Annotated in this window: 19 protein-coding genes and 3 pseudogenes; 10 read left to right on the forward strand and 12 right to left on the reverse strand. The window is 62.0% G+C overall.

The window, feature by feature from the left end; genetic code table 11:
• Positions 1–55: 55 nt before the first annotated feature.
• Positions 56–4,183 (reverse strand): LuxR C-terminal-related transcriptional regulator, encoded by a 4,128-nt coding sequence (locus ACNJYB_RS22945; RefSeq protein ID WP_439368629.1) that lies wholly within the window; start codon positions 4,181–4,183, stop codon positions 56–58.
• 162 nt (positions 4,184–4,345) lie between these two features.
• Here ACNJYB_RS22945 and ACNJYB_RS22950 point away from each other — a divergent pair, with 162 nt between their 5' ends.
• Complete coding sequence (locus ACNJYB_RS22950) at positions 4,346–4,675, forward strand: nuclear transport factor 2 family protein (RefSeq protein ID WP_439368630.1); 330 nt, start codon at positions 4,346–4,348, stop codon at positions 4,673–4,675.
• Positions 4,676–4,798: 123 nt separating this feature from the next.
• Here ACNJYB_RS22950 and ACNJYB_RS22955 read toward each other — a convergent pair whose 3' ends face one another.
• Both ACNJYB_RS22955 and ACNJYB_RS22960 read right to left on the reverse strand, forming a co-directional pair.
• On the reverse strand, positions 4,799–5,464 hold the full coding sequence (locus ACNJYB_RS22955; RefSeq protein ID WP_439368631.1) for a helix-turn-helix domain-containing protein: 666 nt from the start codon (positions 5,462–5,464) through the stop codon (positions 4,799–4,801).
• A 280-nt stretch (positions 5,465–5,744) separates the two neighbouring features.
• On the reverse strand, positions 5,745–6,338 hold the full coding sequence (locus ACNJYB_RS22960) for a hypothetical protein (RefSeq protein WP_439368632.1): 594 nt from the start codon (positions 6,336–6,338) through the stop codon (positions 5,745–5,747).
• A 331-nt stretch (positions 6,339–6,669) separates the two neighbouring features.
• Between ACNJYB_RS22960 and ACNJYB_RS22965 the strand changes: the two genes are divergently transcribed.
• Complete coding sequence (locus ACNJYB_RS22965; RefSeq protein ID WP_439368633.1) at positions 6,670–7,755, forward strand: transporter; 1,086 nt, start codon at positions 6,670–6,672, stop codon at positions 7,753–7,755.
• Positions 7,756–8,499: 744 nt separating this feature from the next.
• The gene (locus ACNJYB_RS22970) at positions 8,500–9,006 is read left to right on the forward strand and encodes a DinB family protein (protein WP_439368635.1); all 507 of its coding nucleotides are present in this window, start codon (positions 8,500–8,502) and stop codon (positions 9,004–9,006) included.
• A gap of 265 nt (positions 9,007–9,271) precedes the next feature.
• Here the strand turns inward: ACNJYB_RS22970 and ACNJYB_RS22975 are convergent, their stop codons facing one another.
• A complete protein-coding gene (locus ACNJYB_RS22975) occupies positions 9,272–10,645 on the reverse strand; it encodes a PleD family two-component system response regulator (protein WP_439368636.1) in 1,374 nt (457 codons plus the stop codon).
• A gap of 14 nt (positions 10,646–10,659) precedes the next feature.
• Positions 10,660–11,025, reverse strand: a complete 366-nt coding sequence (locus tag ACNJYB_RS22980) for a response regulator (RefSeq protein ID WP_027573612.1) — start codon at positions 11,023–11,025, stop codon at positions 10,660–10,662.
• 237 nt (positions 11,026–11,262) lie between these two features.
• On the opposite strand from ACNJYB_RS22980, the gene ACNJYB_RS22985 reads away from it, so the two are divergent.
• From ACNJYB_RS22985 to ACNJYB_RS22995, 3 genes are all read left to right on the forward strand, one after another.
• Positions 11,263–11,574, forward strand: coding sequence for a DUF3572 domain-containing protein (locus tag ACNJYB_RS22985; protein ID WP_439368637.1), 312 nt, complete (start codon positions 11,263–11,265; stop codon positions 11,572–11,574).
• Positions 11,571–12,860, forward strand: a complete 1,290-nt coding sequence (locus ACNJYB_RS22990; RefSeq protein ID WP_439368638.1) for a DNA polymerase IV — start codon at positions 11,571–11,573, stop codon at positions 12,858–12,860. The genes ACNJYB_RS22985 and ACNJYB_RS22990 overlap by 4 nt, the downstream gene beginning before the upstream one ends.
• A 369-nt stretch (positions 12,861–13,229) precedes the next feature.
• Complete coding sequence (locus tag ACNJYB_RS22995; RefSeq protein ID WP_439375626.1) at positions 13,230–13,628, forward strand: ACT domain-containing protein; 399 nt, start codon at positions 13,230–13,232, stop codon at positions 13,626–13,628.
• 42 nt (positions 13,629–13,670) lie between these two features.
• On the opposite strand, the gene ACNJYB_RS23000 is transcribed toward ACNJYB_RS22995, so the two are convergent.
• Both ACNJYB_RS23000 and ACNJYB_RS23005 read right to left on the reverse strand, forming a co-directional pair.
• On the reverse strand, positions 13,671–14,072 hold the full coding sequence (locus ACNJYB_RS23000) for a RidA family protein (RefSeq protein WP_179738631.1): 402 nt from the start codon (positions 14,070–14,072) through the stop codon (positions 13,671–13,673).
• A gap of 162 nt (positions 14,073–14,234) precedes the next feature.
• A complete protein-coding gene (locus ACNJYB_RS23005) occupies positions 14,235–15,080 on the reverse strand; it encodes a cell envelope integrity EipB family protein (RefSeq protein WP_439368639.1) in 846 nt (281 codons plus the stop codon).
• Positions 15,081–15,313: 233 nt separating this feature from the next.
• Here ACNJYB_RS23005 and ACNJYB_RS23010 point away from each other — a divergent pair, with 233 nt between their 5' ends.
• From ACNJYB_RS23010 to ACNJYB_RS23025, 4 genes are all read left to right on the forward strand, one after another.
• Complete coding sequence (locus ACNJYB_RS23010; RefSeq protein WP_439375627.1) at positions 15,314–15,781, forward strand: RidA family protein; 468 nt, start codon at positions 15,314–15,316, stop codon at positions 15,779–15,781.
• A 5-nt stretch (positions 15,782–15,786) separates the two neighbouring features.
• A complete protein-coding gene (locus tag ACNJYB_RS23015) occupies positions 15,787–16,533 on the forward strand; it encodes a glycerophosphodiester phosphodiesterase (protein ID WP_439368640.1) in 747 nt (248 codons plus the stop codon).
• Between the two features lie 127 nt (positions 16,534–16,660).
• A complete protein-coding gene (locus tag ACNJYB_RS23020; RefSeq protein WP_439368642.1) occupies positions 16,661–17,917 on the forward strand; it encodes a GNAT family N-acetyltransferase in 1,257 nt (418 codons plus the stop codon).
• Between the two features lie 65 nt (positions 17,918–17,982).
• Complete coding sequence (locus ACNJYB_RS23025) at positions 17,983–18,411, forward strand: HIT family protein (protein ID WP_439368643.1); 429 nt, start codon at positions 17,983–17,985, stop codon at positions 18,409–18,411.
• Between the two features lie 273 nt (positions 18,412–18,684).
• Here ACNJYB_RS23025 and ACNJYB_RS23030 read toward each other — a convergent pair.
• The 5 genes and pseudogenes from ACNJYB_RS23030 to ACNJYB_RS23050 form a co-directional block, all read right to left on the reverse strand.
• Positions 18,685–19,173: pseudogene (locus ACNJYB_RS23030) on the reverse strand (IS5/IS1182 family transposase); the annotation flags it as partial.
• 286 nt (positions 19,174–19,459) lie between these two features.
• On the reverse strand, positions 19,460–20,503 hold the full coding sequence (locus tag ACNJYB_RS23035; protein ID WP_128944741.1) for an IS110 family transposase: 1,044 nt from the start codon (positions 20,501–20,503) through the stop codon (positions 19,460–19,462).
• Between the two features lie 23 nt (positions 20,504–20,526).
• Positions 20,527–21,174: pseudogene (locus tag ACNJYB_RS23040) on the reverse strand (IS5/IS1182 family transposase); the annotation flags it as partial.
• Between the two features lie 67 nt (positions 21,175–21,241).
• A complete protein-coding gene (ltrA, locus tag ACNJYB_RS23045) occupies positions 21,242–22,489 on the reverse strand; it encodes a group II intron reverse transcriptase/maturase (protein ID WP_439368284.1) in 1,248 nt (415 codons plus the stop codon).
• Between the two features lie 534 nt (positions 22,490–23,023).
• Positions 23,024–23,293, reverse strand: a pseudogene (locus tag ACNJYB_RS23050) (transposase); the annotation flags it as partial.
• Positions 23,294–23,334 lie beyond the last annotated feature (41 nt).

The following is a 23,334-nucleotide window of genomic DNA, read 5'->3' on the forward strand; positions in this document are numbered from 1 at the left end:
GGGTGACGGCGAGACCCTGCGTCCGGCGCACGAGAGCCGAGGACGCTGCATCGCTTCAAATCAGCAAGTCATGAGCCGCATGTCCAACGGGATGCGAGCCGCTATTGCCGTGGTAGGCCGCGTGGTCGTCCAGGGCGCCGGAAGTTATCTGGACGATGATCTCGATGTGCTTGTCCTGACCGGGCGGTACGTGCGCATCGAGCGGACCATTGAGCACTTGATGCACAACGACCGTGACCGGAGTAGAAGGAGCTGCCGCGCTGTCGAAGCGGAACACCAGGTCCTGATCCGCGGTCTCGGACGCAGCTTGAGCCGGCTGCGGGGCTTCTGATGCGATTTCAGCAGATTGCGCCACCTGCTGCGAGTTTCCGTGTCCGGCGTTACCGCCGCCTGCGGCGCTTGGTTCGACAGTCTCGGCTGCGTCCGGCGCGGTGGTTGACCGTGAATCGTGCCCCGAATTGCCGTGCTCGACGGCGACCGGCGCTGCCGTCTTCTTGTCATTGCCGTCACCGTTGCCCGGCGTGGGGTCAACTTCAGCCAGCTTCTTGACAACCGCGTCTACAGGCCTCGGCTCGGGATCCGAGTTGCCATTGCGCGTGCTATCGGCGGTTACCGCTTCGACGACGTCGGCTGCTTGCGGTCCGTTTGCGGAATTAGGGTGTAAGTCGTGCCCGGAGTTGCCGTGGTCCAGGTCGGCCGGCTCTGCCGTCTTCTTGTCATTGCCGACACCGTTGCCCGGTTTGGAGTCAGCTTCAGCCAGCTCCGGGGCATCGGCCGTTGCAGGCTCCGGCTGCGAAGCGTGGTCCGAGTTGCCATGGCTCGCGCTCTCCGCCGTTGCGACGACCAGCGCGACGACGTCGCCTGCTTGCGGTCCATTTGCAGAGGCTGGGTGTAAATCGTGCCCCGGGTTGCCGTGCTCCACGGCCGCCTCTGCCGTCTTCTTGTCGTTGCCGACACCGTTGCCCGGCTTGGAGTCAGCTTCAGCCAGCTCCGGGGCATCGGCCGTTGCAGGCTCCGGCTCCGAAGCGTGGTCCGAGTTGCCATGGCTCGTGCTCTCCGCCGTTGCGACGACCAATGCAACGACGTCGCCTGCTTGCGGTCCATTTGCAGAGGCTGGGTGTAAATCGTGCCCCGGGTTGCCGTGCTCCACGGCCGCCTCGGCCGTCTTCTTGTCATTGCCGACGCGGTTACCCGGCTTGGAATCGTCTTCAGTCGAATCCGTAGCTGCCAGCTTTGCAGACTCCGGCTTTGAATCGTGCCCGGCGTTGCCGTGTTTCTCGTCAGCCGCCTCGGCCGTCTTCTTGTCGTTGTCGGCACCGTTACCCGGCTTGGAGTCGTCTTCAGTCGAATCCGTGGCTGCCAGCTTTGCAGACTCCGGCTTCGAATCGTGCCCTAAGTTGCCGTGCTTCTCCTCAGCCGCCTCGGCCGTCTTGTCATTGCCGACGCCGTTGCCCGGCTTGGGATCATCCTCAGTCGAATCCGTGGCTTCCAGCATTGCAGACTCTGGCTTCGAATCGAGCCCCGAGCTGCCGTGATCCACGGCCGGCTCTGCCGTCTTCTTGTCATCGGCGGCGCCGTTGCCCGGCTTGGGATCATCCTCAGTCGAATCCGAGGCCGCCAGCTTTGCAGACTCTGGCTTCGAATCGAGCCCCGAGCTGCCGTGATCCACGGCCGGCTCTGCCGTCTTCTTGTCATCGGCGGCGCGGTTGCCCGGGTTGGAATCATCTTCAGTCCAATCCGAGGCCGCCAGCTTTGCAGACTCTGGCTTCGAATCGTGCCCTAAGTTGCCGTGTTGCTCGTCGGCCGCCTCGGCCGTCTCGTCGTTGCCGACGCCGTTACCCGGTTCGGTGTCAGCTTCAGCCGACTCCGTGGCGGTGGCCTTTTCAGCTCCTTGCTCCGAAACGCGCTCGGAGTTGCCGCGGCCCCCACTGTCGGCCGTTGCGACGCTCGGCTGAACGTTCTCGTTCAGCCCCGACGAAGCGCCGGTGCCCGCATCGATCGGCTCGCTCTTCGATGTGGGACTTTCAACTGCCGTAACCTTCACGTTATGAGCAAGCACGATCGATGATGCATGAGCCGACGCGGCAGACGCGCCATCGCTCTCTTTCGTTGCATCCGCCGAATCGATGGCGACACTTTTCGACCTCGTCGACTCCCCTAATCCGGTCCGGGTCTGCCCGAATTGAAACCTCAGGCCATCGTCGGCCCGAATGTTCCAGACTCCAGCCGTCTCGACTGTGCTCTCGCCCGCCCCGCCAACGGCATGGACATTGTCCGTGCTCGGAACGGTCTCATCGGTTGCGGCCGCCGATGTCAGCGCTGCCTCGAGCTGCTCCAGGGTGATCGCGACGGCCGTGCCTTCCGGCTGGCCGACCAGATCCGACTCGGCAACGGATACCAGCCCCTGCACATGGATTTCCACCAGGCCGCGATCGCCGACATCGAGACTATGATTGGTCGGATTGACATAGACGATCGTTTCATTGCTTGCGGCGTTGTAGATCCAGGCGAGCGTATGCGGCGGTACGGACTTGCTTGCCGCAGTCATATGCAGCCAGGCAAGCGCCCCGAAAGCCGCAAGATTGATCCTGCTCGACCCGGATTCGAAATCGAAGCCAGACTGGGAAGAGGTAGAAGGGGAATCGGTCGAGGAGCGATGAACAATGTTTTCGTCGACGTTGCTGCCCGTCGGTTGATCGCGGCCATCGCCGCCAAGGCTGGCATCGTGACCAGGGTCCACCAAGCCAGGCGTTTTTTGGAGGTTGTCACCCGCGGCGCCATCACTCATCTGGCCCCGAGCGCCTTCTCCAGCGACGCTTTCGTTTCCGGTGGTCACAAACACCGAAGGGGCGTGGGACGCGTGCGAAGGGAAAGCCGGGGCTGAGTTGTCGGCATGATGAGCCCCAGCATCGGTGATCGCGGCCAGTTTCGTAGTCGCATTCTCTCCGGTGACGGCCAGGAAGCTGTCGATCGACGCATGACCCGCGTCATGCGTCTTTGCGGCGGCGAGATGCGGGTCGTGCAGTGCGTAGATCAACGCGCCGGCGAGAGTGGCGAAGGTGCCATATCCGCCCTGAAGCGACATCGGATTGGAGGCAAGCCGCGGGACGAGATGGTCCGGGGCCGGGTCAGCTCCCATCTGTGTGTCGCTCGTCCCTCGCGGTAAAGCCGCGGGAAGACTGGGCGAGCTCGATCCGACGGGACCGTGGTCTTTCCACAGCTTGGAGCCCACGGACTGCCCCGCGGCCCGTAGCCCTTCCATGGCCGCCGCCGGGCTCGTGACCTCGCTGGTGACCTCGCCCACCTTGGCAAGAAAGTCTCTCAGCGCGAGCGGGGACGTCTGGGCGGATTCCCAGGCGATGCGGTGCCGGAGAATGGCCTTTTTCCAGGGCTCATATTCGGCGTGCTCGCCCGCATGGCCGATGCTGTCGTCATCCGGAAGCAAGTCGTTCGCCTCCGACGCCTTGAGTTCGTCCGCAATGGCGAGCACCAGGAGGGCCAGCGAGAGCGCCCCGAAGCCGGAGGCACGTTGCATCAATGCGATGGTCGCGAGCACCGTTCTGTTGGTGATCTCGAGCTTCTGGAAAATGTTGTACAGATGGACTTTGACTGTCCCATGGGAAAGGTCGAGCTGGCGCGCGATCTCCTTGTTCGACAGTCCCTCCGACACCAGTCGAACGATCTGACGTTCCCGGTGCGTCAGCTGCTCCAGCAGCTTTTCAATCTTGCCGCCGTCAAATTCCTTGCCGCTCGGCGAGAGATCGGACTGCTCCAGCGACACACCGCTATTCGTCATCAGCCTCAGTGATCGCAGCATCGTGGCCGGAGAGGCAAACTTCGAAATTGCGCTGCAGGTGCCGGCAGCAATAGCCGTGGTCAGATGGTCGTGGGTGTCGGAGTCGGTAAAGAACACCAGCCGCGTGGAAAACTTCTCGGCTTTCGCGATCGCGAGGATCTCGGAGACCGTCAGATCCGGCAGGGTATCGGCAACAAGCGCGACGTCGGGGGTGAATTTCCTGATGGCTTCGAGGCACCTTGTCCCGTCGCTGGACGATGCAACGAGGTCGAAGTCCTGCTGTGCCGCGAGTACCGACTTCAGTCCCTGCAGAACGATCGGTTGTCGATCTGCGATCACAAGCCGGATGCGCTGAAATATCCCCTGCTTCGCAATGACGTCCAACATGAAATATGCCTCCCCGGTTCTATGTCCTTCGCCATATGGCCGGGGCCGGGTACGGGGTATTAAAATACAATTAACCGTTTCGAGAAAGAGGTTTAGCGGGGTTAACCCGGTCTAAAATTGCGATTTTGACGGTATGATTTTGACGGTATGCAGGTGAAAAGTATGTCGTTTGACCCGATGGGCGTTGCGGTTGACTGGCTCGATGCCTACCGCGCAGGCGATATCGAAACGATCCTGGATATGTATGCCGACGATGCCGTGGTTCACTGCGGCTGCGGCTGCGTCAAAACCATTACCGGCCGCGAGGCCCTTAGGGCCTACTGGGTCGATCGCCTCCGGGAATATCCGGCAGGCACCTTGGACGATCTCAATCCCTGGCACGACGGGACCATTCTCTCCTACGTCACCAGTGCCGGCGTCATGAGTGCGCTTTTTGCGTTTGACGCCGCCGGGAGGATCAAGGAACTCGACTGCAGTCCTCCCCATCACTAGATCCGCGGCGTGTTCCACGCCCGCCCTGGACCACCAGCGATCATTCTGCCTAACGCAGTGCAACAACGCCCAGCGCTCGAACCCTGGCGTCGGGGAAGCTCGCCAGGCCGGCGATACCCGCCGTCAGGCGTCGATCTTCGCGAGAGCGCCACGATCGACCAGTTCGAGCCGCCGCTGCGTATTTCCGTCAAAGCGCAGCAGTCCTTCGTCTCGAAGGATTGAAAGAGCCCGGGACACGGTTTCCAGGGTCAGCCCGAGATAATCGGCGATGTCGCGCCGATTCATCGGCAGGCTCATCACGTCCGGATGCTGCAGCCGTTCATCCATCTCGAGAAGAAATGCCGTCACCCGCTCGAGTGATGTCTTTCGGCCGAGGAGAAGCATGTGGCTCTCGGCGTGCTGAAGATTCTGGGTGACGAATTTGATGAGGTCCCTGGTACCCGCGCGCCCATTTCGTACCGCTTCCAGAATGCTGGCGCGCCGCATGAGGTGGACATTGGTCTCGACGATCGCTTCGGCCGTGAAGCGGTGAGTTGTCTCGTTCTCGAACCCGAACATGTCGCCGGCCAGGTGGAACGCGTTGATCTGACGGCGACCGTCGGGCAGAAGCTTGTAGGTGCGCACCGCGCCGGAGATGATCTGGTAGACATATTCGGGCTCTTCGCCCTCGCCAAAAATCTCGGCGCCCCTGCGATAGCTAAATTCAGAGCAGGACATCTGCTCGCCTGCCAGAGCAGCAAGCTGCCCGTCGATTTGCATGCGGGGGGCGGTAGTGATCCTCACCAGCATCGTTCGACCTCCCTGAAGGTTCAACACATGCTAGGCAGATACGCCAAGGCGAGATTGATCGAACGCAAACTCGGGAAAATGTAGCAACTACCCGGAGCGTTTCCAAGGCCCTCCCGGAGAACGCGCGCAAAAGGAAGCCGTCAGCCCTTGGGGAAGCCGACGGCCTTCGGTGGGGCGCGTAGTGGGGCTACGCACCCCTTCCCTAGCTCAGCAAAAAGGCCGCCTATTGATCGAGATCAAACAACGTCGCGATGGTCTCTTGGCCAGCCTCGCGATTGGCTCATGGGCCCGGCATCATCATGGTCGGCGTTTCCAGCAAGGAAAAGTCATAGCCCTCGCAGCTGACATTCGGGTTGGTGGGCGCAAACATGCCGAGCGGGTTGTCCTTGAACAACCAGGCATGCAGATCATAATGTACAAACTCCTTTGGAATGAGCGGCCAGTGTCCTTCCATCGGGCCCATGAAGGGTTGGTCGAAGAGAGAGGGGCGCTGCTTGGTATCTGCCGTTAGAGGCACCAGCCACTCGACAGCCACGAGTTTCAATTCCTTGCCCACGGGTTCGTAGATCAACACGTTGGGCTTCATCGGATCGGGAGCGCCCTGCACTGTGACATTGGCAAAGTGCACTCCCATGGCGCCTTTGGCATACTCCATGTGGTGCGGTATTTTCTCGCCGGAATAATGCACGCAGCCCACCGTCGACAGGTAGCGGTCGCGCACGGCAGCCTTGTAGTCCTGATATTTCTCCAGCGATTTTCGCAACGCGTCGAGTTGAGCCTTGTAAGGCTCTTCTGCTGCAATTGGTCTGAGGGTTGCGCCGATAAAGGCAAGACCTAGCACGGCGACAAAGGTACCACGGACAGATTTGCGCATGTTCCCTCCTAGCTTTGCTTTTCATCAATGCGATGTAGGAATGAGCTGGCGTAACCAAGGGTGGGCGTTTTTGCCATTTCCAACAAGACGGCGACAACCTCGTGGCCGCCAATCGCGGTGGAAAAATGGTGGTACTCCCTGTCGGGTCGTACATGGGCCTTTGATCTCTCAGCGGATCGCGTTCTGCTACCGGCGCTGCGCCTGAATTTTCGCGTCTGCTATCGCGCCGAAGACGACCTTTCTGCCCGGTCGCTCCACGTCAACGTTGGGTCGATAGCGGAAGTGACGAAATGGGTTATAGTGGATGCCGTGGAGGCCGGAGGGACGGACAATGATCAATCGGCTCTCATTCATTGTTGCTCTCGTCGCATCGACGGCAACAGGCGCGACGGCCGCATTGGCGCATCATCCGGGCATCGGTGGTATCGGTGGTGCAGGCGGTATCTTTACGATAGGCGCTGGCACCCTCGACCAGGGCCAGTTCGCGTTTTCAACCTTCGTCGATTATCTTCGGCTCAAGCAACTGAGCGAACCGACGCTGCTCGCGAACGTCGGCAACGACGTCCATGGTTTGCAAACGGTCGAGAGCTACGCTCTTGCGCTTGCCTATGGCATCACCAACGATCTCACGGTGTCGGTGCGTCTGCCATGGGTGCGCCGCACGGGCATCCTGGAAGCTGTGCGGGAAGACCCGGCTGATCCCGCCACGGTGCGTGACCGTGGCAGTACGTCGGGTTTCGGTGATGTCACCGTACTTGGCCAATATCGCTTCCTGAACAATCAGGTAAGCGGAACGCAGGCGGCAGTGCTGTTTGGTGTCAAGGCTCCAACGGGTACAACCGACCTGGTTGATAGGTTCGGTGAAATCTTCGAGGCCGAATTTCAGCCGGGCTCAGGCTCTTGGGATGGGCTTTTCGGCGCTGCGATAAGCCAGCGTCTAAATCCCGCGCTGAGCTTCCATGCCAACGTGCTGGCGATTGCCACTGGCACCGGAACGCAGAATACCAACCTCGGCAACCGCTTCCTTTATAACGCCGCGCTTTCCTACCGGGTCTTCGGCGAGACCACGAGCGAGCCGCATACGCACGATCCACGGAACGCTTATGCGCATGCTGGTCATGACCACTCGAGGATGATCACGAAGGCTTCAACGGTGACTGCGCCGCACGGTCACGTTGCGGTCGACGCATTACTCGAGATCAACGGCGAATGGCATGACAAGCAGCGAATTGCCGGGATCAGTGATCCCAATTCGGGCGGCAACACGGTCTTCGTTTCGCCGGGTGTTCGGCTGACCATGGATAACTGGTCGAGCTACGTGCTTGTCGGCATTCCGGTCATCAACAACTACAACGGTGTGCAAGCCACCCCCTCATGGCGGACTTTGGTGGGAGTCTCCGCCGTCTTCGGACCCTGATCGGAGACGAAGTCTGCCGGGGGTCAAAGCGGTCTGCCGGCTGATAGCCGGAGATTGTCGGCTGAGAGCCAACAAGGGACGTCGCAGTTGCGGAGCAAATCGCAACGACGATCTCATATCTGAGGCCCCGCTGTCTCGAGAGCATTCAGAGCCTCCACCACCGAATTGTAGATGAATTGGTCATGCGGCTTACGGTTCTCTTTGAGCTTCTCCACGTTCGCGCGATCAACCCACAGAGATTCTGACACTTTGTCGGTTTCCAGAGCTGGATTTGTGAGGTCCCCGTCGACGGTCACGATGAACTGTCGTTCCTCGTAGGGTGTCGACCCATCGCTCCAATACTTGGGTGTTAGCTCAAGAACGATGTTTTCGAGCTGCCAGCCTGTCTCCTGCGTTCCCCCAGCGCGGTTTCCTCCTTTGGAGGCTTTCGGACGCCGGCTGCCGAATACGCGGCGCCTCTCTCAAGCGGCCGGCATCCGAAACCCTTCACAAAAAGGAGACCCTGTTCCGGTGGCACACCGAATTGATTTCTCACCTCGAGTGACCGGCGATGATCATGACGGAAACATTGCTTTTTGCTCTTGAACCGCCTGCATACACGTGCAAATTGTAAGTGCGCGATTGAGCGGCCGCCAACGCACAAGTAGCCGTCATGCCGGAGCGCAACTCTTTGATGCCGACGCTATTTTGCGATCGGCGTTTGGGGGGCGTTCCGGGGATTCTCTGATACGCAAGGAGAAGAACATGACAGCCAAGACCTTAATAAGCTCGTTGCTTCAATACAAAGCCGCCTCGAATGCGGAGTTGCTTCTCGCCTTGAACACCGTCGATGCTGAACCGCACACAACGGAATATCGGGCAGCACTGCGTGTTCTGAATCACGCCCACGTGGTCGACCGAATATTTGCCGCCAATCTTCAAGGCGAACGTCACTCGTACGCGGCGAATTGGAGCGCTGACACGCCCGTTCTTGCTCAACTCGCCCCCACCATTCGACTAACGGACCAGTGGTACATTGATTACATTTCGCGAGCGACTTCTTCTGACCTCGAAGAACTGGTCGATTTCACCTTTACAGACGGAACGCAGGGGCGGATGTCCCGTGAGGAGATGCTTGCCCATGTGGTTACCCACTCCGGGTATCATCGAGGTGAGGTAGGTCGTCTCCTACCGAAAATTGAAAGTACGGCGATGCGTGACGTGTTCGCTGGATATCTGCATAGGTCCGATCCCCCGCGTACCCAGCGGTGATTGCATCTGCACCCCTGAAAGTGAGACACGGTAACTACAGTGACAGTTCGCAGGGACGACAGCGGAGTATGTGGCGAAAGCAACGGCACCTGACGAAGCTTCAGAACCATTTCGCGACCCTGCCAATATGCCCCTGTTTTGCCCGACAGGTCAAATGACGCCGCTGCCGGCGCGAGTCTTATGGTCACTCGCATAACCCGTTGATCCGGCTCGCGCCGGCTACTGTGCATGGGGTTGTTTTCGCAACTTTTGTGTCGCGGTGGCCTCACGCCGCCTGCGACACCACGCGATTGCGGCCGTCGTGCTTGGCCCGGTAGAGCGCGGTGTCGGCGCGCTTGAGGACGTCGGCGACCGCCTCGCCCTTCTGCTCCAGCGTGGTGAGCCCGATCGAGATCGTGACCTCGATGCGCTTGGTGCCCTTGTGGATCGCGAACGGCTCGACGGCGATCGAGCGGCGCAGGCGCTCGGCGACCATGCCGGCGACGTGCAGATCGGTCTCCGGCATCACGATGACGAACTCCTCGCCGCCATAGCGGCAGGCCAGATCAATGCCGCGGATCGACTTGCGCACCCGCACCGCGAATTCGCGCAGCACGTCGTCGCCGGCGTCGTGGCCGTAATTGTCGTTGATCGACTTGAAGTAGTCGATGTCGAGGATCATGAGCGCCAGCGGCTTGCCGCGGGTCGCGGCCTGCTCGGCGAGCGTCGCCAGATGGCTCTCCATGTAGCGGCGATTGTGCAGGCCGGTGAGCGCGTCGGTGATCGCCATCTCGATCGAGTTCTGCACGTTGTCGCGCAGATGATCGGTGTAGCGGCGGCGGCGGATCTGGGTGCGGGCGCGCGCCAGCAGCTCGGTCCTGTCGATCGGGCGCAGCAGATAGTCGTTGACACCGATCTCGAGGCCGCGGAGCAGCCGCGTTGAATTCTCGGGATCGGCGATCGCCAGGATCGGCACATGGCGCGTGCGCTCCAGCGAGCGCGCCTGGCTGCACAGGCGGAGGCCGTCGAAATTGTTGAGGTCGAGCGAGACGATCAGGAGATCGTAATTGCCCTCGGCCGCGTTGAACAGCGCCTCGGTCGGGTTCAGCTCGACGTCGATGGTGTGCTCGGCGGCGAGGATCGTCGCCAGCCGCTGATGGGAGGACTCGCGATCGTCGACCAGGAGGATGCGGCCGCCCTTGCCGGTGTCGGCGACCGCGCTGCGCTCGGGCGCCTGCATGCCGATCTCGAGCGAGGTGATGGCGCGCATGCGCAATTCGTCGGTCATCATCTTCAGCCGCGTCAGCGAGCGCACGCGCGCGATCAGCACGACGTCGGAGACGGGCTTGGTCAGGAAATCGTCGGCGCCGGCCTCGAGCCCGCGGTTGCGGTCGGCGGGACTGTCGAGCGCGGTGACCATCACGACGGGAATGTGGTGCGTGGCCGGATCGGACTTCAGGCGGCGGCAGACTTCGAAGCCGTCCATGTCGGGCATCATCACGTCGAGCAGGATGATGTCGCATTCGGCTCTGCGGCTGATCGCCAGCGCCTCGGCGCCGTTCGAGGCGGTCATCACGTCGAAATATTCGGCGGACAGACGGGCCTCTAGCAGCTTGACGTTTGCAGGAACGTCATCGACGACGAGGATACGCGCGGACACTGTGCACTCACTTCCTATCCGATGAAACGCCGGACCGTCTCTATGAATTTGCCGACCGAGATCGGCTTGGACAAATAGGCCTCGCAGCCGCCCTCGCGGATGCGTTCTTCATCGCCCTTCATCGCGAACGCCGTGACCGCGACGACGGGAATCGTGCGCAGCTCCGGATCGTCCTTGATCCAGCGCGTCACCTCGAGCCCTGAGACCTGCGGCAATTGGATATCCATCAGCACGAGGTCTGGCCGCATCTTGCGCACCAGATCGAGCGCCTCGTAGCCGTTGCTGGTGCCCGTAGTCTGGTAGCCATGTGCTTCCAACAGGTCGCGGAAGAGCTTCATGTTGAGCTCGTTGTCTTCCACGATCAGGACGGTCTTAGCCATCCCGCCCTCCTGATTGGCACGAAGCCGGATACATGTGACGCCTCAGGCGCCGCTCGCCGGCGCTTCGAAAACTGGATTCAAACTAGCCTCAGATTCGCTCTAGTTTCGTTAAACCCGAGGCACACTTTCTGCGATGTGGTTTCCAGTTGCTTGCACCGGGATCGCAAGACTCAAGGCGGAGACTCGGGCATGATGCAAAGTAGACACCGAAAGTTAACGGAAAGGCAAACCGGGCCCGTGAAAAAGCCTGTTCACAACCCTCGCGAAGTCGCTGAAATCGTTGCGATTCAGGCCCTGTCCTTCGTCGCGGGCGAGCCCGAGCGGCTCGGCCTGTTCCTGGCCGAGACAGGGGTCGGCCCGGAGACCCTCCGGAACGCCGCCGCGGACCCGAATTTCCTCCTCAGCGTGCTCGATTTCGTGCTGCGCGATGATGCCACCGTGAAGGCCTTCGCCGCCGCCGCGGAGCTGCATCCGACCAACGTTGCCGCAGCGCGGCAGGTCCTCGGCGATGCGCTCGGCGACCCCAAGTGGGAGCGCGACGTGCCGTGAGCACACCCGACCCGGCCGGACCCCGCTGCTTCTGCCGCGATTGTCTGGCCGACCTGGATGTGGGCGTCCGTCGCTGTGGGACGTGCGGTTCCCCTCGCCTCGTCCGCCACCGGGCGCTGGCGAGCTTGACCATCGCCCATATCGATTGCGACGCCTTCTATGCGACGGTCGAGAAGCGCGACAATCCCGAGATCGCGGACAAGCCCGTCATCATCGGCGGCGGCAAGCGCGGCGTGGTGTCCGCCGCCTGCTACATCGCGCGCACCTATGGCGTGCGCTCGGCAATGCCGATGTTCAAGGCACTGGAGGCCTGCCCGCATGCTACCGTGATCCGCCCCGACATGGCCAAATACGTCCGCGTCGGCCGCGAGGTCCGCCAGGCCATGCAGGCGCTGACGCCGCTGGTCGAGCCGCTCTCGATCGACGAGGCCTTCCTCGATCTCTCCGGCACCGAGCGGGTGCACGGCATGATGCCCGCCAAGGTACTGGCGCGCTTTGCCCGCGAGGTCGAGCGCGACATCGGGATCACCGTCTCGGTCGGCCTGTCCTGCAACAAGTTCCTGGCCAAGATCGCCTCCGACCTCGACAAGCCCCGTGGTTTCGCCGCGCTCGACCAGGATGAAGCGCGGTCGATGCTGGCGGAAAAGCCGGTCGGCTTCATCTTCGGCGTCGGCCCTGCGACCCAGGAGCGCCTCGTGCAGCGCGGCTTCCGCATCATCGCCGACCTGCAAAAGGCCGATGAGATCGAGATGATGCGGCAGTTTCCGGGCGACGGTCGCAGGCTGTGGCGGCTCGCCCGCGGCATCGACGACCGCCGCGTCGAGGCCGATCGCGGCGCCAAGACCATTTCCAGCGAGACCACCTTCGAAACCGACATCCGCGATTTCGCGACGCTGGAGAAGATCCTGTGGCGGCTCTGCGAGAAGACCTCGTCGCGGCTGAAGAGCAGCGAACTCGCCGGCTCGACCGTGACGCTGAAGCTGAAGACCGCCGATTTCCGCCAGCGCACCCGCTCGCAATCGATCTCCGCGCCGACGCAGCTCGCCGCAAAGATCTTCTCGATCTGCCGCGAAATGCTGGCGAAGGAAATCGACGGCACCGCCTTCCGCCTGATGGGCGCCGGCGTCAGCGCCCTGCGCGAGGGCTCGCCCGCCGACGACACCGACATGCTCGACCGCCGCGCCGCCCACGCCGAACGCGCGGTGGATCGCCTGCGCAAGAAGTTCGGCAGCGCCGCGGTGATCCGCGGCATTGCCTATGACGGACCGGCGAAGGCGCAGGAGTGATCTGATCCTGCTCGGCTCAGTCGCGTTCGAAGATCCGTGCTCCCGGATAGACGCGCCTCGCATACTGAACGACCAACTGCCGATCCTGAGTTTCCAGGAACGGAGTTCGGATCTGGCAAGACCCGACAATGAGGTGCCACAGGCCGTTGAGCTTTCGAATGACGACATTCATTGAGCTTCCTCGCAGTGACCGAGTGGACTCAAATTGTAAGAATCTCCCGCCGTCACTCAATTGTACCAGCGTAAGATCGGCGTAATCGAAATATTGGAGGAGATATACGAAGGTATGTTGGTTGAGGCTTCAACAGCCGCTGCCGCGGATGGCTTCGCAGCGGCTCAAACGGTCTTGCCGGTTCGGGGGCTGCCATGGTGACGGGCGAACGCGATCTCGGCGCGCTGCTGAGTAAGATGAAGCCGGAGATCCTGGACGGCATCTTCGTGTTTTGCACGCTTGCACCGGGCGCGAGCATTCCAGCCACCATCAGCGCGATGCTGACGTTCCGCGAACGCCAAGGAACAACGCTGGTTGTCCTGCGCGAGGAGGCCGAAGCAGCAGGCCTGCGCTACGCGTTCCCCTCACGCCTGATCACCCTGACGGTTCACTCCGCGCTTAATGCGGTGGGCTTCCTCGCTGCGATCACGGCGCGCCTGGCCGAAGCAGGCATCAGCGTGAACGCCGTTTCGGCCTTTCACCACGACCATCTCTTTGTACCCGTCGACCGGGCCGATGAGGCGATGGCCGTTCTGCGAGAAATGTCTGCCGCGTAGTCCGGATGGCGCTTCGCTCCATTCGGACTGCAAGATCACATTTCAATCCGCCACCGCCACCGCCTCGATCTCGATCAGCCATTCCGGCGCGGCGAGCGCGGAGACGCCGACCAGGGTAGAAGCCGGCGGCTCCATGCCCTCGAAGAAGGCCGAGCGGGCCTTGCCGATAATCGGGCGCAGCTCCGGCTTGTAGTTCACGACGAAGGTCGTGATCTTGACGATGTTGGAATAGCTCGCGCCGGCCGCCTTCAGCGCATGCCCGAGATTCTGCATCACCTGCGTCGTCTGCGCGGCGATATCGCCCTCGCCGACGATCCGTCCCTCCTCGTCGGTCGATACCTGGCCGGAGATGTAGATGGTGCGCGCGCCGGTGGCGGTGACGACGTGGGAATAGGCGGGATTGTGATGCAGGCCGCTGGGGCGGAGATGGTCGAGCTTGGGCATGAAGGGCCTCCCGGAGTTTGTGGTTGGGAGAGAGCCTAGCTGGAGAGTATGACGAGAGCTAGCCCCGTCATTCGCGAGGAGCTCTTGCGACGAAGCGATCCAGAATCTTTCCGCGGAGGGATTCTGGATCGCTTCGCTACGCTCGCAATGACGGAGCAGCCGTCAATTACAGGGCTTGCTGTCCTTGGCGTCGAACTTGCCCATCGCGCCCGAGATGACGAAATCGTTGTAGTCGAGCACGAGCTGGCGCGAGACGCCGTTCTCGTAAAGCTCGAACGCCATCGCGTAGACCGGCGTCTGCTCGCCTTCCTTCTGGTGGGCCTCGCGGTCGAAATAGCTGACGGTGACCGGCCAACGCTTCAATGACTTCATGTGCTCGTCGGACGTGGACGGGTCGGATGAGGTGGCGCGGTCGGCGGCAATCGGCTGGCCGATCACGGTCAGCGTGTTGTAGACCTTCTGGCCGTCGTCGGAGCCGTCATAGACCGAGAGCTCGAGCAGCGACTTGCCCTCCTTGGCGGCGGCGATGATGCGCTGGATCTGCTCGGTCGGGAACACGATCTTGCCGTCGAGCGTGAAGCTCTTCGGCGCCGGCAGCTTCAGCTTGACATTGATGTGGTCGCCATCGCGCTCGGCCGAGCCGTCGACCCTGCCGGCATCGGCCTCGTTCATCCGCGTCTCGATCTTGAAGCGGTAGCTTTTGCCCGCAGCGTCCTCCCAGGAATTGGAACGGAGGTCGCTGACCGTGACCTTGCCCTCGCCGCTGTCGAGTTCGGACACTTGGCGGAATTCGGAGGTGTAGCCCTCGCAGGCGCTGCCGGTGAAGTTGTAGAGGATGCGGCCGCGCGCGCTGTTGACCGAATTGGAGCGCGACTTGAGGAGGCTGAGATCATAGAGCGCCTGGTGCGCCAGGAACGGGCCGTTGGCGGCAAGCGCCCCGCCGCCTGGGCCGAAAGCGGCCGCCGCAAGCGCCATCACACCGAGCGAAGTCCGGAAAAGGTGCACCATGTCTGTTCCCTGAGGAAAGCGCAGATTCGACATTTTAATGACCGTTCCATTGCGTCGCAACTGAGGCCGTTTCACGTAAAGTTGCGGCCGCCACTTTGAACCTGCTGGCCTGTCTAAACAAATGCGGCCCGTCCGGTTGCTTGCATGTGGCGGCTCGATGGGCGAAACAGGTCGCGCCCGGCCGCCTGCGGACGAGCCGGAGCGAAATGATTTTGGACAACGAGGTCGTGGACATGGCGGGCACGGTCGAGCAGAAACTGGCGGAACAGGGCATCAAGCTGCACGAGGCACCCACGCCTGTGGCCAATTACGTCCCGTTCGTGCGAACCGGCAACCTCCTGTTCGTCTCCGGCCAGGTTTGCTTCGGCCCCGCCGGCAAGCTGATCGCAAAGGGCAAGCTCGGCGCCGGCGTCTCCATCGAGGAGGGCGCCGCGGCCGCGCGCGGCTGCGCGGTCAACCTGCTGGCCCAGGTCAAGGCGGCGCTCGGCGACCTCGACAAGGTCGTGCGCGTGGTGCGGCTCGGCGGCTTCATCAACTCGGCCCCGGACTTTCTGGATGGGCCGAAGGTGCTCAACGGCGCCTCCGACCTGATGGTCGCCGCCTTTGGTGACAAGGGCCGCCATGCCCGCACCACGGTCGGTGTCGCCTCGCTGCCCGCGGACGCGGCGGTCGAGGTCGAAGGCGTGTTCGAGGTCGCCTGACGCGCATGCGCGCTCCGGATTGGCTGACAGCCCGGCCGGTCGCCCATCGCGGCCTGCACGACATTTCACGCGGCATCGTCGAGAACATGCCGGGGGCGGTGCAGGCTGCGATCGCGGGCAATTTCGCAATCGAGGTCGACATCCAGCTCTCCGCCGATGGTGAGGCCATGGTGCATCACGACCATTCGCTCGGCCGCCTCACCGAGGCCACCGGCGAGGTGATCGGGAAGACCGCCGCTGAGCTGAAAGCGGTCAGGTTCAAGGACACCGACGAGCGGATGATGTCGCTCGCCGACCTCTGCGCCATGGTCGCCGGCCGCGTGCCGCTGGTGATCGAGGTCAAGAGCCGGTTTGGCGGCGACCGCAAGCTGGTGCAGCGGATGGCCGAGGTGCTGGCATCCTATGACGGCCCGGCCGTCGGCATGTCCTTCGACCCCGACCTGCTGCTGGCTATGCGCGAGCTGTTGCCCAACCGCCCGCGCGGCATCGTCGCGCAGCGGAGCTATCAGGACGAACACTGGGCCACCCTGACGCAAGAGCAGCGCGACAGCATGCTGTACCTGCGCCACGGCTTGCAGACCCAGCCGCATTTCGTCGCCTTCAAGGTCGACCACCTCCCGGCTCCCGCCCCATGGCTCGCCCGCAACGTCTTCGGCTGCGCCCTGCTCGGCTGGACCGTCCGGACGCCGGAGCAGCGGACGCGGGTCGGGCACTATGCGGACCAGATGATTTTCGAGGGGTTCGTTCCGTAGGGCTCGCTCCTTCCAGCATCCTTTCGCGGTGACAGTCTGGATGCACTCGCAATGACGGCGGTTGCGACCGCCAGACCTGAGCTCCCACCCCTTGAAGTCGCTGCTGCAATGCACGATCTTGGGCGGAATGGCATCATCCGACATTACGCTCGAGGCCGTACCGTCCATTGGCGAAGTCTCGCCGGAGGATTGGGACGCCTGCGCCAATCCCGCCAAGGCTCTTAAGGCAAAGGCTTGCAACGGGCATGGCGCGGGAACCTCATCCTCGCTTCCAGGCCATTCCCCCGGCCTCTCAAGACCAACCTATAACCCGTTCGTCTCGCACGCATTTCTATTCGCGGTCGAGAAATCGGGTTCGGCAACGATCCGGACCGGCTGGGGCCCGCGGCACCTCGTCGCCAAGCTCGACGGCCGCGTCGCCGGAGTCGTGCCGTGCTATCTGAAATCGCACAGCCAGGGCGAATACGTCTTCGACCGCGGCTGGGCGGATGCCTATGAGCGCGCCGGCGGACGCTACTACCCGAAGCTCCAGGTCTCGGTTCCCTTCACCCCGGCGACGGGACCGCGGCTGCTGGTCCGCGACGGCGTCGACCGCGAGCGGATCAGGGAGGCGCTGGTAAGCGGGCTGGTGGCGCTGTGCGGCGTCAGCAAGGCTTCGTCCGTGCACGTCACCTTCGCGCGCGAGGACGAATGGAGGCTGCTGGCCGAGCACGGCTTCCTCCAGCGCACCGATCAGCAGTTCCACTGGCACAACCAGGGCTTTGGGAGCTTCGACGATTTCCTCAGCACGCTGAACTCGCGTCACCGCAAGTCGATCAAACGCGAGCGGCGCGACGCGCTCGCGGCCGGCATCACCATCCACTGGCTCACCGGAAAGGACATCACCGAGGATGCCTGGGACGCGTTCTTCGAATTCTACATGGAGACCGGTTCGCGCAAGTGGGGCCGGCCGTACCTCACCCGCGAGTTCTTTTCGCTGATAGGCGAGACCATGAGCGAGGACGTGCTACTGGTGATGGCCCGCCGCAACGGCCGCTGGATTGCGGGCGCGATCAACTTCATCGGGTCGGACACGCTGTTCGGCCGCAACTGGGGCGCGGTCGAGCATCATCCCTTCCTGCATTTCGAGGTCTGCTACTATCAGGCGATCGATTTCGCGATCAAACATGACCTCACCCATGTCGAGGCCGGAGCGCAAGGCGAGCACAAGATCGCGCGCGGCTACCTGCCGCGCACGACCCATTCCGCCCACTTCATCGCCGATCCCGCCCTCCGCCGCGCCATCGACGATTACCTCAAGCGCGAGCGCGCCTATGTCGCGGAAGCCGGACGGGAGCTCGCCGAGCTCGGCCCGTTCCGCAAAGGCATCGACGAGGCGCCTTGACGGCCCGCCATGGCTGGTGACAGTAAGCGCAAAATTCTAAGCGCAAATTTCTTGGGAGCGCCGCCATGACCGCCTACGATACCAACAACATCTTCGCAAAGATCCTGCGCGGCGAGTTTCCCTGCCACAAGGTCTACGAGGACGAGCACGTCTTCGCTTTCCTCGACATCATGCCGCGCGTCCCCGGCCACACCCTGGTGATCCCGAAGGCGCCTGCCCGCAACATCCTCGACATCAAGCCGGACGACTACGCTCATGTCGCCCGCGGCGCGCACAAGATCGCGGCGGCTGCGATGAAGGCGTTCAACGCCGACGGCATCACCGTGCAGCAATTCAACGAGCCCGCCGGCGGACAGGTGGTGTTTCACCTTCACATGCACGTGCTGCCGCGCCACGACGGCGTCGCCATGCTGCCGCCCGCGAGCCGCAAGGAAGACGTCAAGGTGCTGGAAGAGAACGCGACCAAGCTGATCGCGGCGCTGAAGGCGGGGTAGATCTCTCCACTCGTCATTGCGAGCGAAGCGGTCGCGGTAGGGACGCTCATTGCTGGGCGCCCCCCGCACAGATCCGTACGTGCGGCTTTCCCGCATACGGCTCCCACCTCGGGTGAGTAGCGGTGAAGCGTGTTCGGGGCCAAGGATGGAGGATTTGTGGCTTGGGGAGCAAGTCGGAGGCAAGCCGCGCGACCCGCTGCCACGTGGTCCCGTCAATCTGGCTGCGGCGCCGAAGCATCCGCCTCCATTGTTCGGTGACGAAGTAGTCGTCCGTTAAGAAGGCGAATTGAGCGGGGCGGGACGGCCGAACGTGCGCCATAGCTGGAGCAGGATGAGGCACAAGAGTTCTCTGAGCCAGGCGAGGATGCGGCGGAAGTTGTGGCCCACGGCTGAGAGGATGACGTTAGCCGCATCGCCGGCGCGGCCTTTGAGGTAGCAGCGGCCGAGGTGACCATCGGCCTTCAGGTGTCCGATGATGGGTTCGATGGCGGAGCGGCGGCGCAGCTCGCGCTTGATGACACCGAAGACGCCGCGCTTCTGGCCGGAGATGAAGATCCGTCGGGGATTTTGTGCGTCGTGGCCGCGGTATCCCTTGTCGACATAGGCCCGCTCGATCGCGCAGCCGGTGAGTGTCTCGGTGCGGTCGATGACGTCCCGCAAGGTGTGACCGTCGTACGGGTTATCGGGTAGCGCCCTGGCGTGCAGCACGAACAGGCCCCCGGGAGAACGGCGGTTGTTGGTGACGATGGAGGCTTTGACGCCGATCTATGGACCACGCCCGCGTTGCAAGAGGAATCGACAAAGGGATGAAGCGGTTTGCGCCAATCTATCCGGCTTCAATTTGGGGCTGTTGCCCCGAGCCATCATGGATATCCGCTCACTTCTGTCCTCAATAACTCGCCGGCCTCAAGAAGGGCCATGGAGTCGAACCAGGCTTCAGAAGTGTCGGTGGAACCGTTTCTCCATTCGTCCTTTCCGTCTCGCAAACCTCGGCGGGTTATTGTGCCTTCTGATCCCGACCTTGGATTTTCCTTTCCGGCCCTGTTTCTTATGCGGTGCGGCCCAGGAGGTTGGCGTCGTAGTCACGGCCCTTTGCGAGCATGCTCCAGGCCATGCGCGCAAGTTTTGCGGCCAGGGCAACAACCAAGACATTGGAGTGGAGCCGCTTCGACGCTGCCTCTAACCAGGCTGCGAAGCCATGCCGAGGCCAACTCTGACGCTGCAGAAGTACGGCTCTGGCACCTTGAATAAACAGCGTTCGCAGGTACCGATTACCGCGCCTCGATATGCGCCCGAGAATGGTTCGATCGCCGGTCGAGATTTGCTTTGGTACCAGACCAAGCCATGCTGCAAAGTCTCGGCCTTTATGGAAGGCATCACCGGTTCCGATGGCGGCGACCATCGCGCTTGAGATGATCGGCCCGACGCCGGGCGCACTCATTAGGCGGCGACAGTGTGGATCTTGATCAGCGAGTTCGTCGATTTCTTTCGTCATTGACGCGACCCGTCGGTCGAGATAGCGCCAGTCCTCGGCCAAGTCCTGAATGAGCTGGATCACGCGAGGCGATAAGTTGTCGTTTGGCGCTGAGAGAATCTGAGGAAGTGCCAGTCGGAGTGCTGCCGCTCCCTGCCGCACTGGTAGCCCTCGCTCAAGCAAAAAGCCCCGGATTTGATTGATGACCGCCGTTCTCTGCGTCACCAATCGACTGCGAACTCTGTGTAGTGCCTGTAAATCAAGTTGTTCGGCTGACTTCACTGGAACGAACCGCATTGTCGGCCGCTGAGCGGCCTCGGCGATCGCTTCAGCATCCCGAAAGTCATTCTTGTGACCCTTGAGGTATGGTTTGACGTACTGCGCCGGCAAGAGCCGTACTTGATGGCCTAATTTCTCGAGCCTGCGCCCCAGATGATGTGCGCCTGCACACGCCTCCATTCCGATCAGACAACGCGGAATATTGCCCAGCGACTGGTCAAGCTGATTTCTCGACCGCTTCTTGCGTAGCGTAATTGCGCCTGTGGCATCGAGACCGACGACGTGGAATGTGTTCTTCCCGAGATCGATGCCGATTGTGACAAGGTTCGTATTCGACATGGCTTGCGCTCCTGCTGCTGCCCCCCGCCGGGCTGCACGTTGCCGCTGAGAGCGGGCGTGGTCCATGCCATTAACTCGTAAGGCGCGGCTGCTTTGCCCTTGCCGATGCACTCCACCTCCGGGGCGTGGAAGGAATAAAGCTTGAAGCCGCGCTGGCGTTGCTGCTGCGAGCGGATCTGCGAGGCCCGGCTGAGCGGGAGGGCGAACGTGTTCTCAAGCACAGCCTGACCTTCGATCTTGCGGCGGATATCGCGGATGATCCGGCCCAGTCGGCTGCGCAGGATGCGCAACTGCCGCTGATGCCGCTTGAATTGCTTGGCATGGCCGTAGCGTCCCGCCATCATTGTCGCGGTTTTGGCAATGCGCAGATAGGACTGCCGCAGCTTGACCCCGTGCTTCCTCGCCAGACGGTTGAGCCCCTTGATCGCCGCGTGCAAGAGCTTGGCATCGGTCGGGAAGGTGATCGCCTTCGGCTGCACGGTGGTATCGACTGTGACCCGCTTGATGTCCTGGCTGCGTAACGCGCCGGCCTCGTGTGCCACCCGCAAGCTCTCGGCCAGCAACAGCTCCAGCTTGTCGCCGAGCCGCTTGCGCCAGTGGCTCAGGTCCGAGCGCTCGTGCGGGAATGCGTGCTGGAAGAACTCTTCGCCGGTGAAGTACTGTCGAGTGGGCCGAGGGAGTTTCACCCTCAGCCCCTCACAGAACCGGACGTGATACTCTCGCATCATCCGGCTCTTGTCACCCAACCGTTGCGTGACCAAGGCGCGTCCAGTGGACGAAGAAAGAGGGATTGCGCTTCGCAATGCTGTTCAGTCGCCGCAAGCTCCGTCCCCGGTGCCTTTTGAGCGACTTGTACTTCCGCCGGAGCCAAGCCCCGAGACGTTCATCAAAGTACGTGAACAGCTTCCACATTTCCGTTGGATAGAAACGCCCATAATACTGCCACCATCCTTGAAGGATCGGATTGAGTATTCGGGCTATATCCGCCAACGGAAGCGGCGCGTGCTGTGGCAGGCGCCAGCTCCTTATCCGCTCCCGCATGCGTTTGAGCGCCTGCAGGCCAACTGCGGGAAGGAAGCGCGTGAAGAGCTTTCCCCAACGGTTCTTCGCCCTACGGGGTCGGAAGGTGAAGCCAAGGAAGGTGAAGTGGATCTGCGGATGCGTCCCGCGTCGATTACTGTCTCTGCAATAAACCACTTGGGTCTTCTGCGGGTGCAGCGTCAGATGACAATCGGCCAATCTCATTTCCAGCGCTGCCTTCAGATGCTCGGCCTCCTGCCGTGTCCGGCAATGGCAGATTGCATCATCGGCATAGCGTTCGAACGGAATGCGCGGAAACGTCCGACGCATCCACGCATCGAAGCTATAATGCAGAAAAAGATTCGCCAGCAGCGGGCTTACCACTCCACCTTGCGGTGTTCCGGCTTCCCGTTTCTGGATGGTCCCATCAGGCATCTCTACCGGAGCCTTCAGCCATCGTTCGACGTACAGCAAAACCCAGGGCTCCTGGCAGTGCTTCCGAAGCGCTCTAACCAAAAGGGCATGATCGATCGTGTCGAAAAAGCCTTTGATGTCGAGGTCCAAAGCCCACTCATAGTCCCAGCATCGCTTGCGCGTTTGCTCGATCGCCTGATGCGCTGATTTTCCCGGCCGATAGCCATAGGAGTCAGGATCAAACACCCGATCCAACCCCGGTTCCAGATACTGCTTGACCACCATCTGTGCGACGCGGTCCGCGACCGTCGGGATGCCCAGAGGACGGATGCCGCCATTGGCCTTGGGAATCTCCACGCGCCTGACCGCAGGCGGGAGATAGCTTCCCGACGCCATGCGATTCCAGAGCTTGTAGAGGTTATTCCCAAGGTTATGCGCGAATTCGTCCAGGCTCTGGCCATCGACGCCCGCCGCCTTTCCATTCCCTGCCACCAGCTGGTAGGCCTCCCAGACCATACGCTTGGTGATCGGCAACGGTTTGTCCGGCGTCATGACGCTCCTCCCGACAAAGCCGGTTGGCGTCCGATGTCGGACAGGATAACGCAGCCCCTTCGCTCCATAGCCATTACAGCTACTTCAGCGCTACTACAGGCTCCTCCGCCCCTGTCTCGGGTTTTGGTGTTCTCCCTCGTGGTGTGCACCACTTGCGGATTTCCCTTAACACCCCGAGCCAGGTTCCCTCGTTCCGGATTGAAGCCTGTGATGAGATCATGCCGCCTATACACCGGCTGCCGCGTGGACCGTAAGCAGGTATCGCCCACACTCTTCCGAGCATCACTATCCCCATGCTCGTTTTGACAGCGCCTGGACCCATTTCGATGCGTCATCGGCGGTTCGCTTGCGCTCATCTTCTCATCACTCACCTGACGGCGTAGCCTGCCGCCTTTTCCCCAGCGCTCACCACCACGTCTCTTAAACGCAGCAGCCTGGAGTGGTTTGAAGCCTGCCCCTGCAGGCCGGCTCCGGGAGACCAACTCCCATCTTCAACACAGTTGTGCCGGCAGATACGCACCGGCTACGAGGCACACGGAAATATGGGTCGTGGACCCAGCGCTCGCACACCCCCTCATCGGACAGCCCGTAAATGTGCTTGAGCAGCAACAGCCCGATCATGAAGCGGCTCGCGATCCCGGGCCGACCATTCTCGCTATAGAGCGGCGCGATCTCGCCGTCGATCCAGTCCCAATCGACCTTGCCGGCGAGCTGAACCAGCTCGTGCTTCATATTGATGATTTGGTCCAGCCTGGCCCGGAACAGATCGCCCGATCCCGTCGTCCTGTGCTTCTTCGGTCGCATCGCCACCTCCGATGTGATGACGGAATCATGGTTGGCGATTC

It is taken from the genome of Bradyrhizobium sp. SMVTL-02, assembly GCF_051853005.1.
In the GTDB taxonomy this organism is placed as follows: domain Bacteria; phylum Pseudomonadota; class Alphaproteobacteria; order Rhizobiales; family Xanthobacteraceae; genus Bradyrhizobium.

What these genes read in the sequence shown, in the direction of transcription:
- ACNJYB_RS23035 (WP_128944741.1), bottom strand. Translation starts at nt 20,503, where the DNA reads ATGTCGAATACGAACCTTGTCACAATCGGCATCGATCTCGGGAAGAAC.
- ACNJYB_RS22970 (WP_439368635.1), top strand. Translation starts at nt 8,500, where the DNA reads ATGACAGCCAAGACCTTAATAAGCTCGTTGCTTCAATACAAAGCCGCC.
- ACNJYB_RS23015 (WP_439368640.1), top strand. Translation starts at nt 15,787, where the DNA reads ATGCGCGCTCCGGATTGGCTGACAGCCCGGCCGGTCGCCCATCGCGGC.
- ACNJYB_RS23010 (WP_439375627.1), top strand. Translation starts at nt 15,314, where the DNA reads ATGGCGGGCACGGTCGAGCAGAAACTGGCGGAACAGGGCATCAAGCTG.
- ACNJYB_RS23020 (WP_439368642.1), top strand. Translation starts at nt 16,661, where the DNA reads ATGGCATCATCCGACATTACGCTCGAGGCCGTACCGTCCATTGGCGAA.
- ACNJYB_RS22950 (WP_439368630.1), top strand. Translation starts at nt 4,346, where the DNA reads ATGTCGTTTGACCCGATGGGCGTTGCGGTTGACTGGCTCGATGCCTAC.
- ACNJYB_RS22980 (WP_027573612.1), bottom strand. Translation starts at nt 11,025, where the DNA reads ATGGCTAAGACCGTCCTGATCGTGGAAGACAACGAGCTCAACATGAAG.
- ACNJYB_RS22945 (WP_439368629.1), bottom strand. Translation starts at nt 4,183, where the DNA reads ATGTTGGACGTCATTGCGAAGCAGGGGATATTTCAGCGCATCCGGCTT.
- ACNJYB_RS22955 (WP_439368631.1), bottom strand. Translation starts at nt 5,464, where the DNA reads ATGCTGGTGAGGATCACTACCGCCCCCCGCATGCAAATCGACGGGCAG.
- ACNJYB_RS22965 (WP_439368633.1), top strand. Translation starts at nt 6,670, where the DNA reads ATGATCAATCGGCTCTCATTCATTGTTGCTCTCGTCGCATCGACGGCA.
- ACNJYB_RS23025 (WP_439368643.1), top strand. Translation starts at nt 17,983, where the DNA reads ATGACCGCCTACGATACCAACAACATCTTCGCAAAGATCCTGCGCGGC.
- ACNJYB_RS22960 (WP_439368632.1), bottom strand. Translation starts at nt 6,338, where the DNA reads ATGCGCAAATCTGTCCGTGGTACCTTTGTCGCCGTGCTAGGTCTTGCC.
- ltrA (WP_439368284.1), bottom strand. Translation starts at nt 22,489, where the DNA reads ATGACGCCGGACAAACCGTTGCCGATCACCAAGCGTATGGTCTGGGAG.
- ACNJYB_RS23005 (WP_439368639.1), bottom strand. Translation starts at nt 15,080, where the DNA reads ATGGTGCACCTTTTCCGGACTTCGCTCGGTGTGATGGCGCTTGCGGCG.
- ACNJYB_RS23000 (WP_179738631.1), bottom strand. Translation starts at nt 14,072, where the DNA reads ATGCCCAAGCTCGACCATCTCCGCCCCAGCGGCCTGCATCACAATCCC.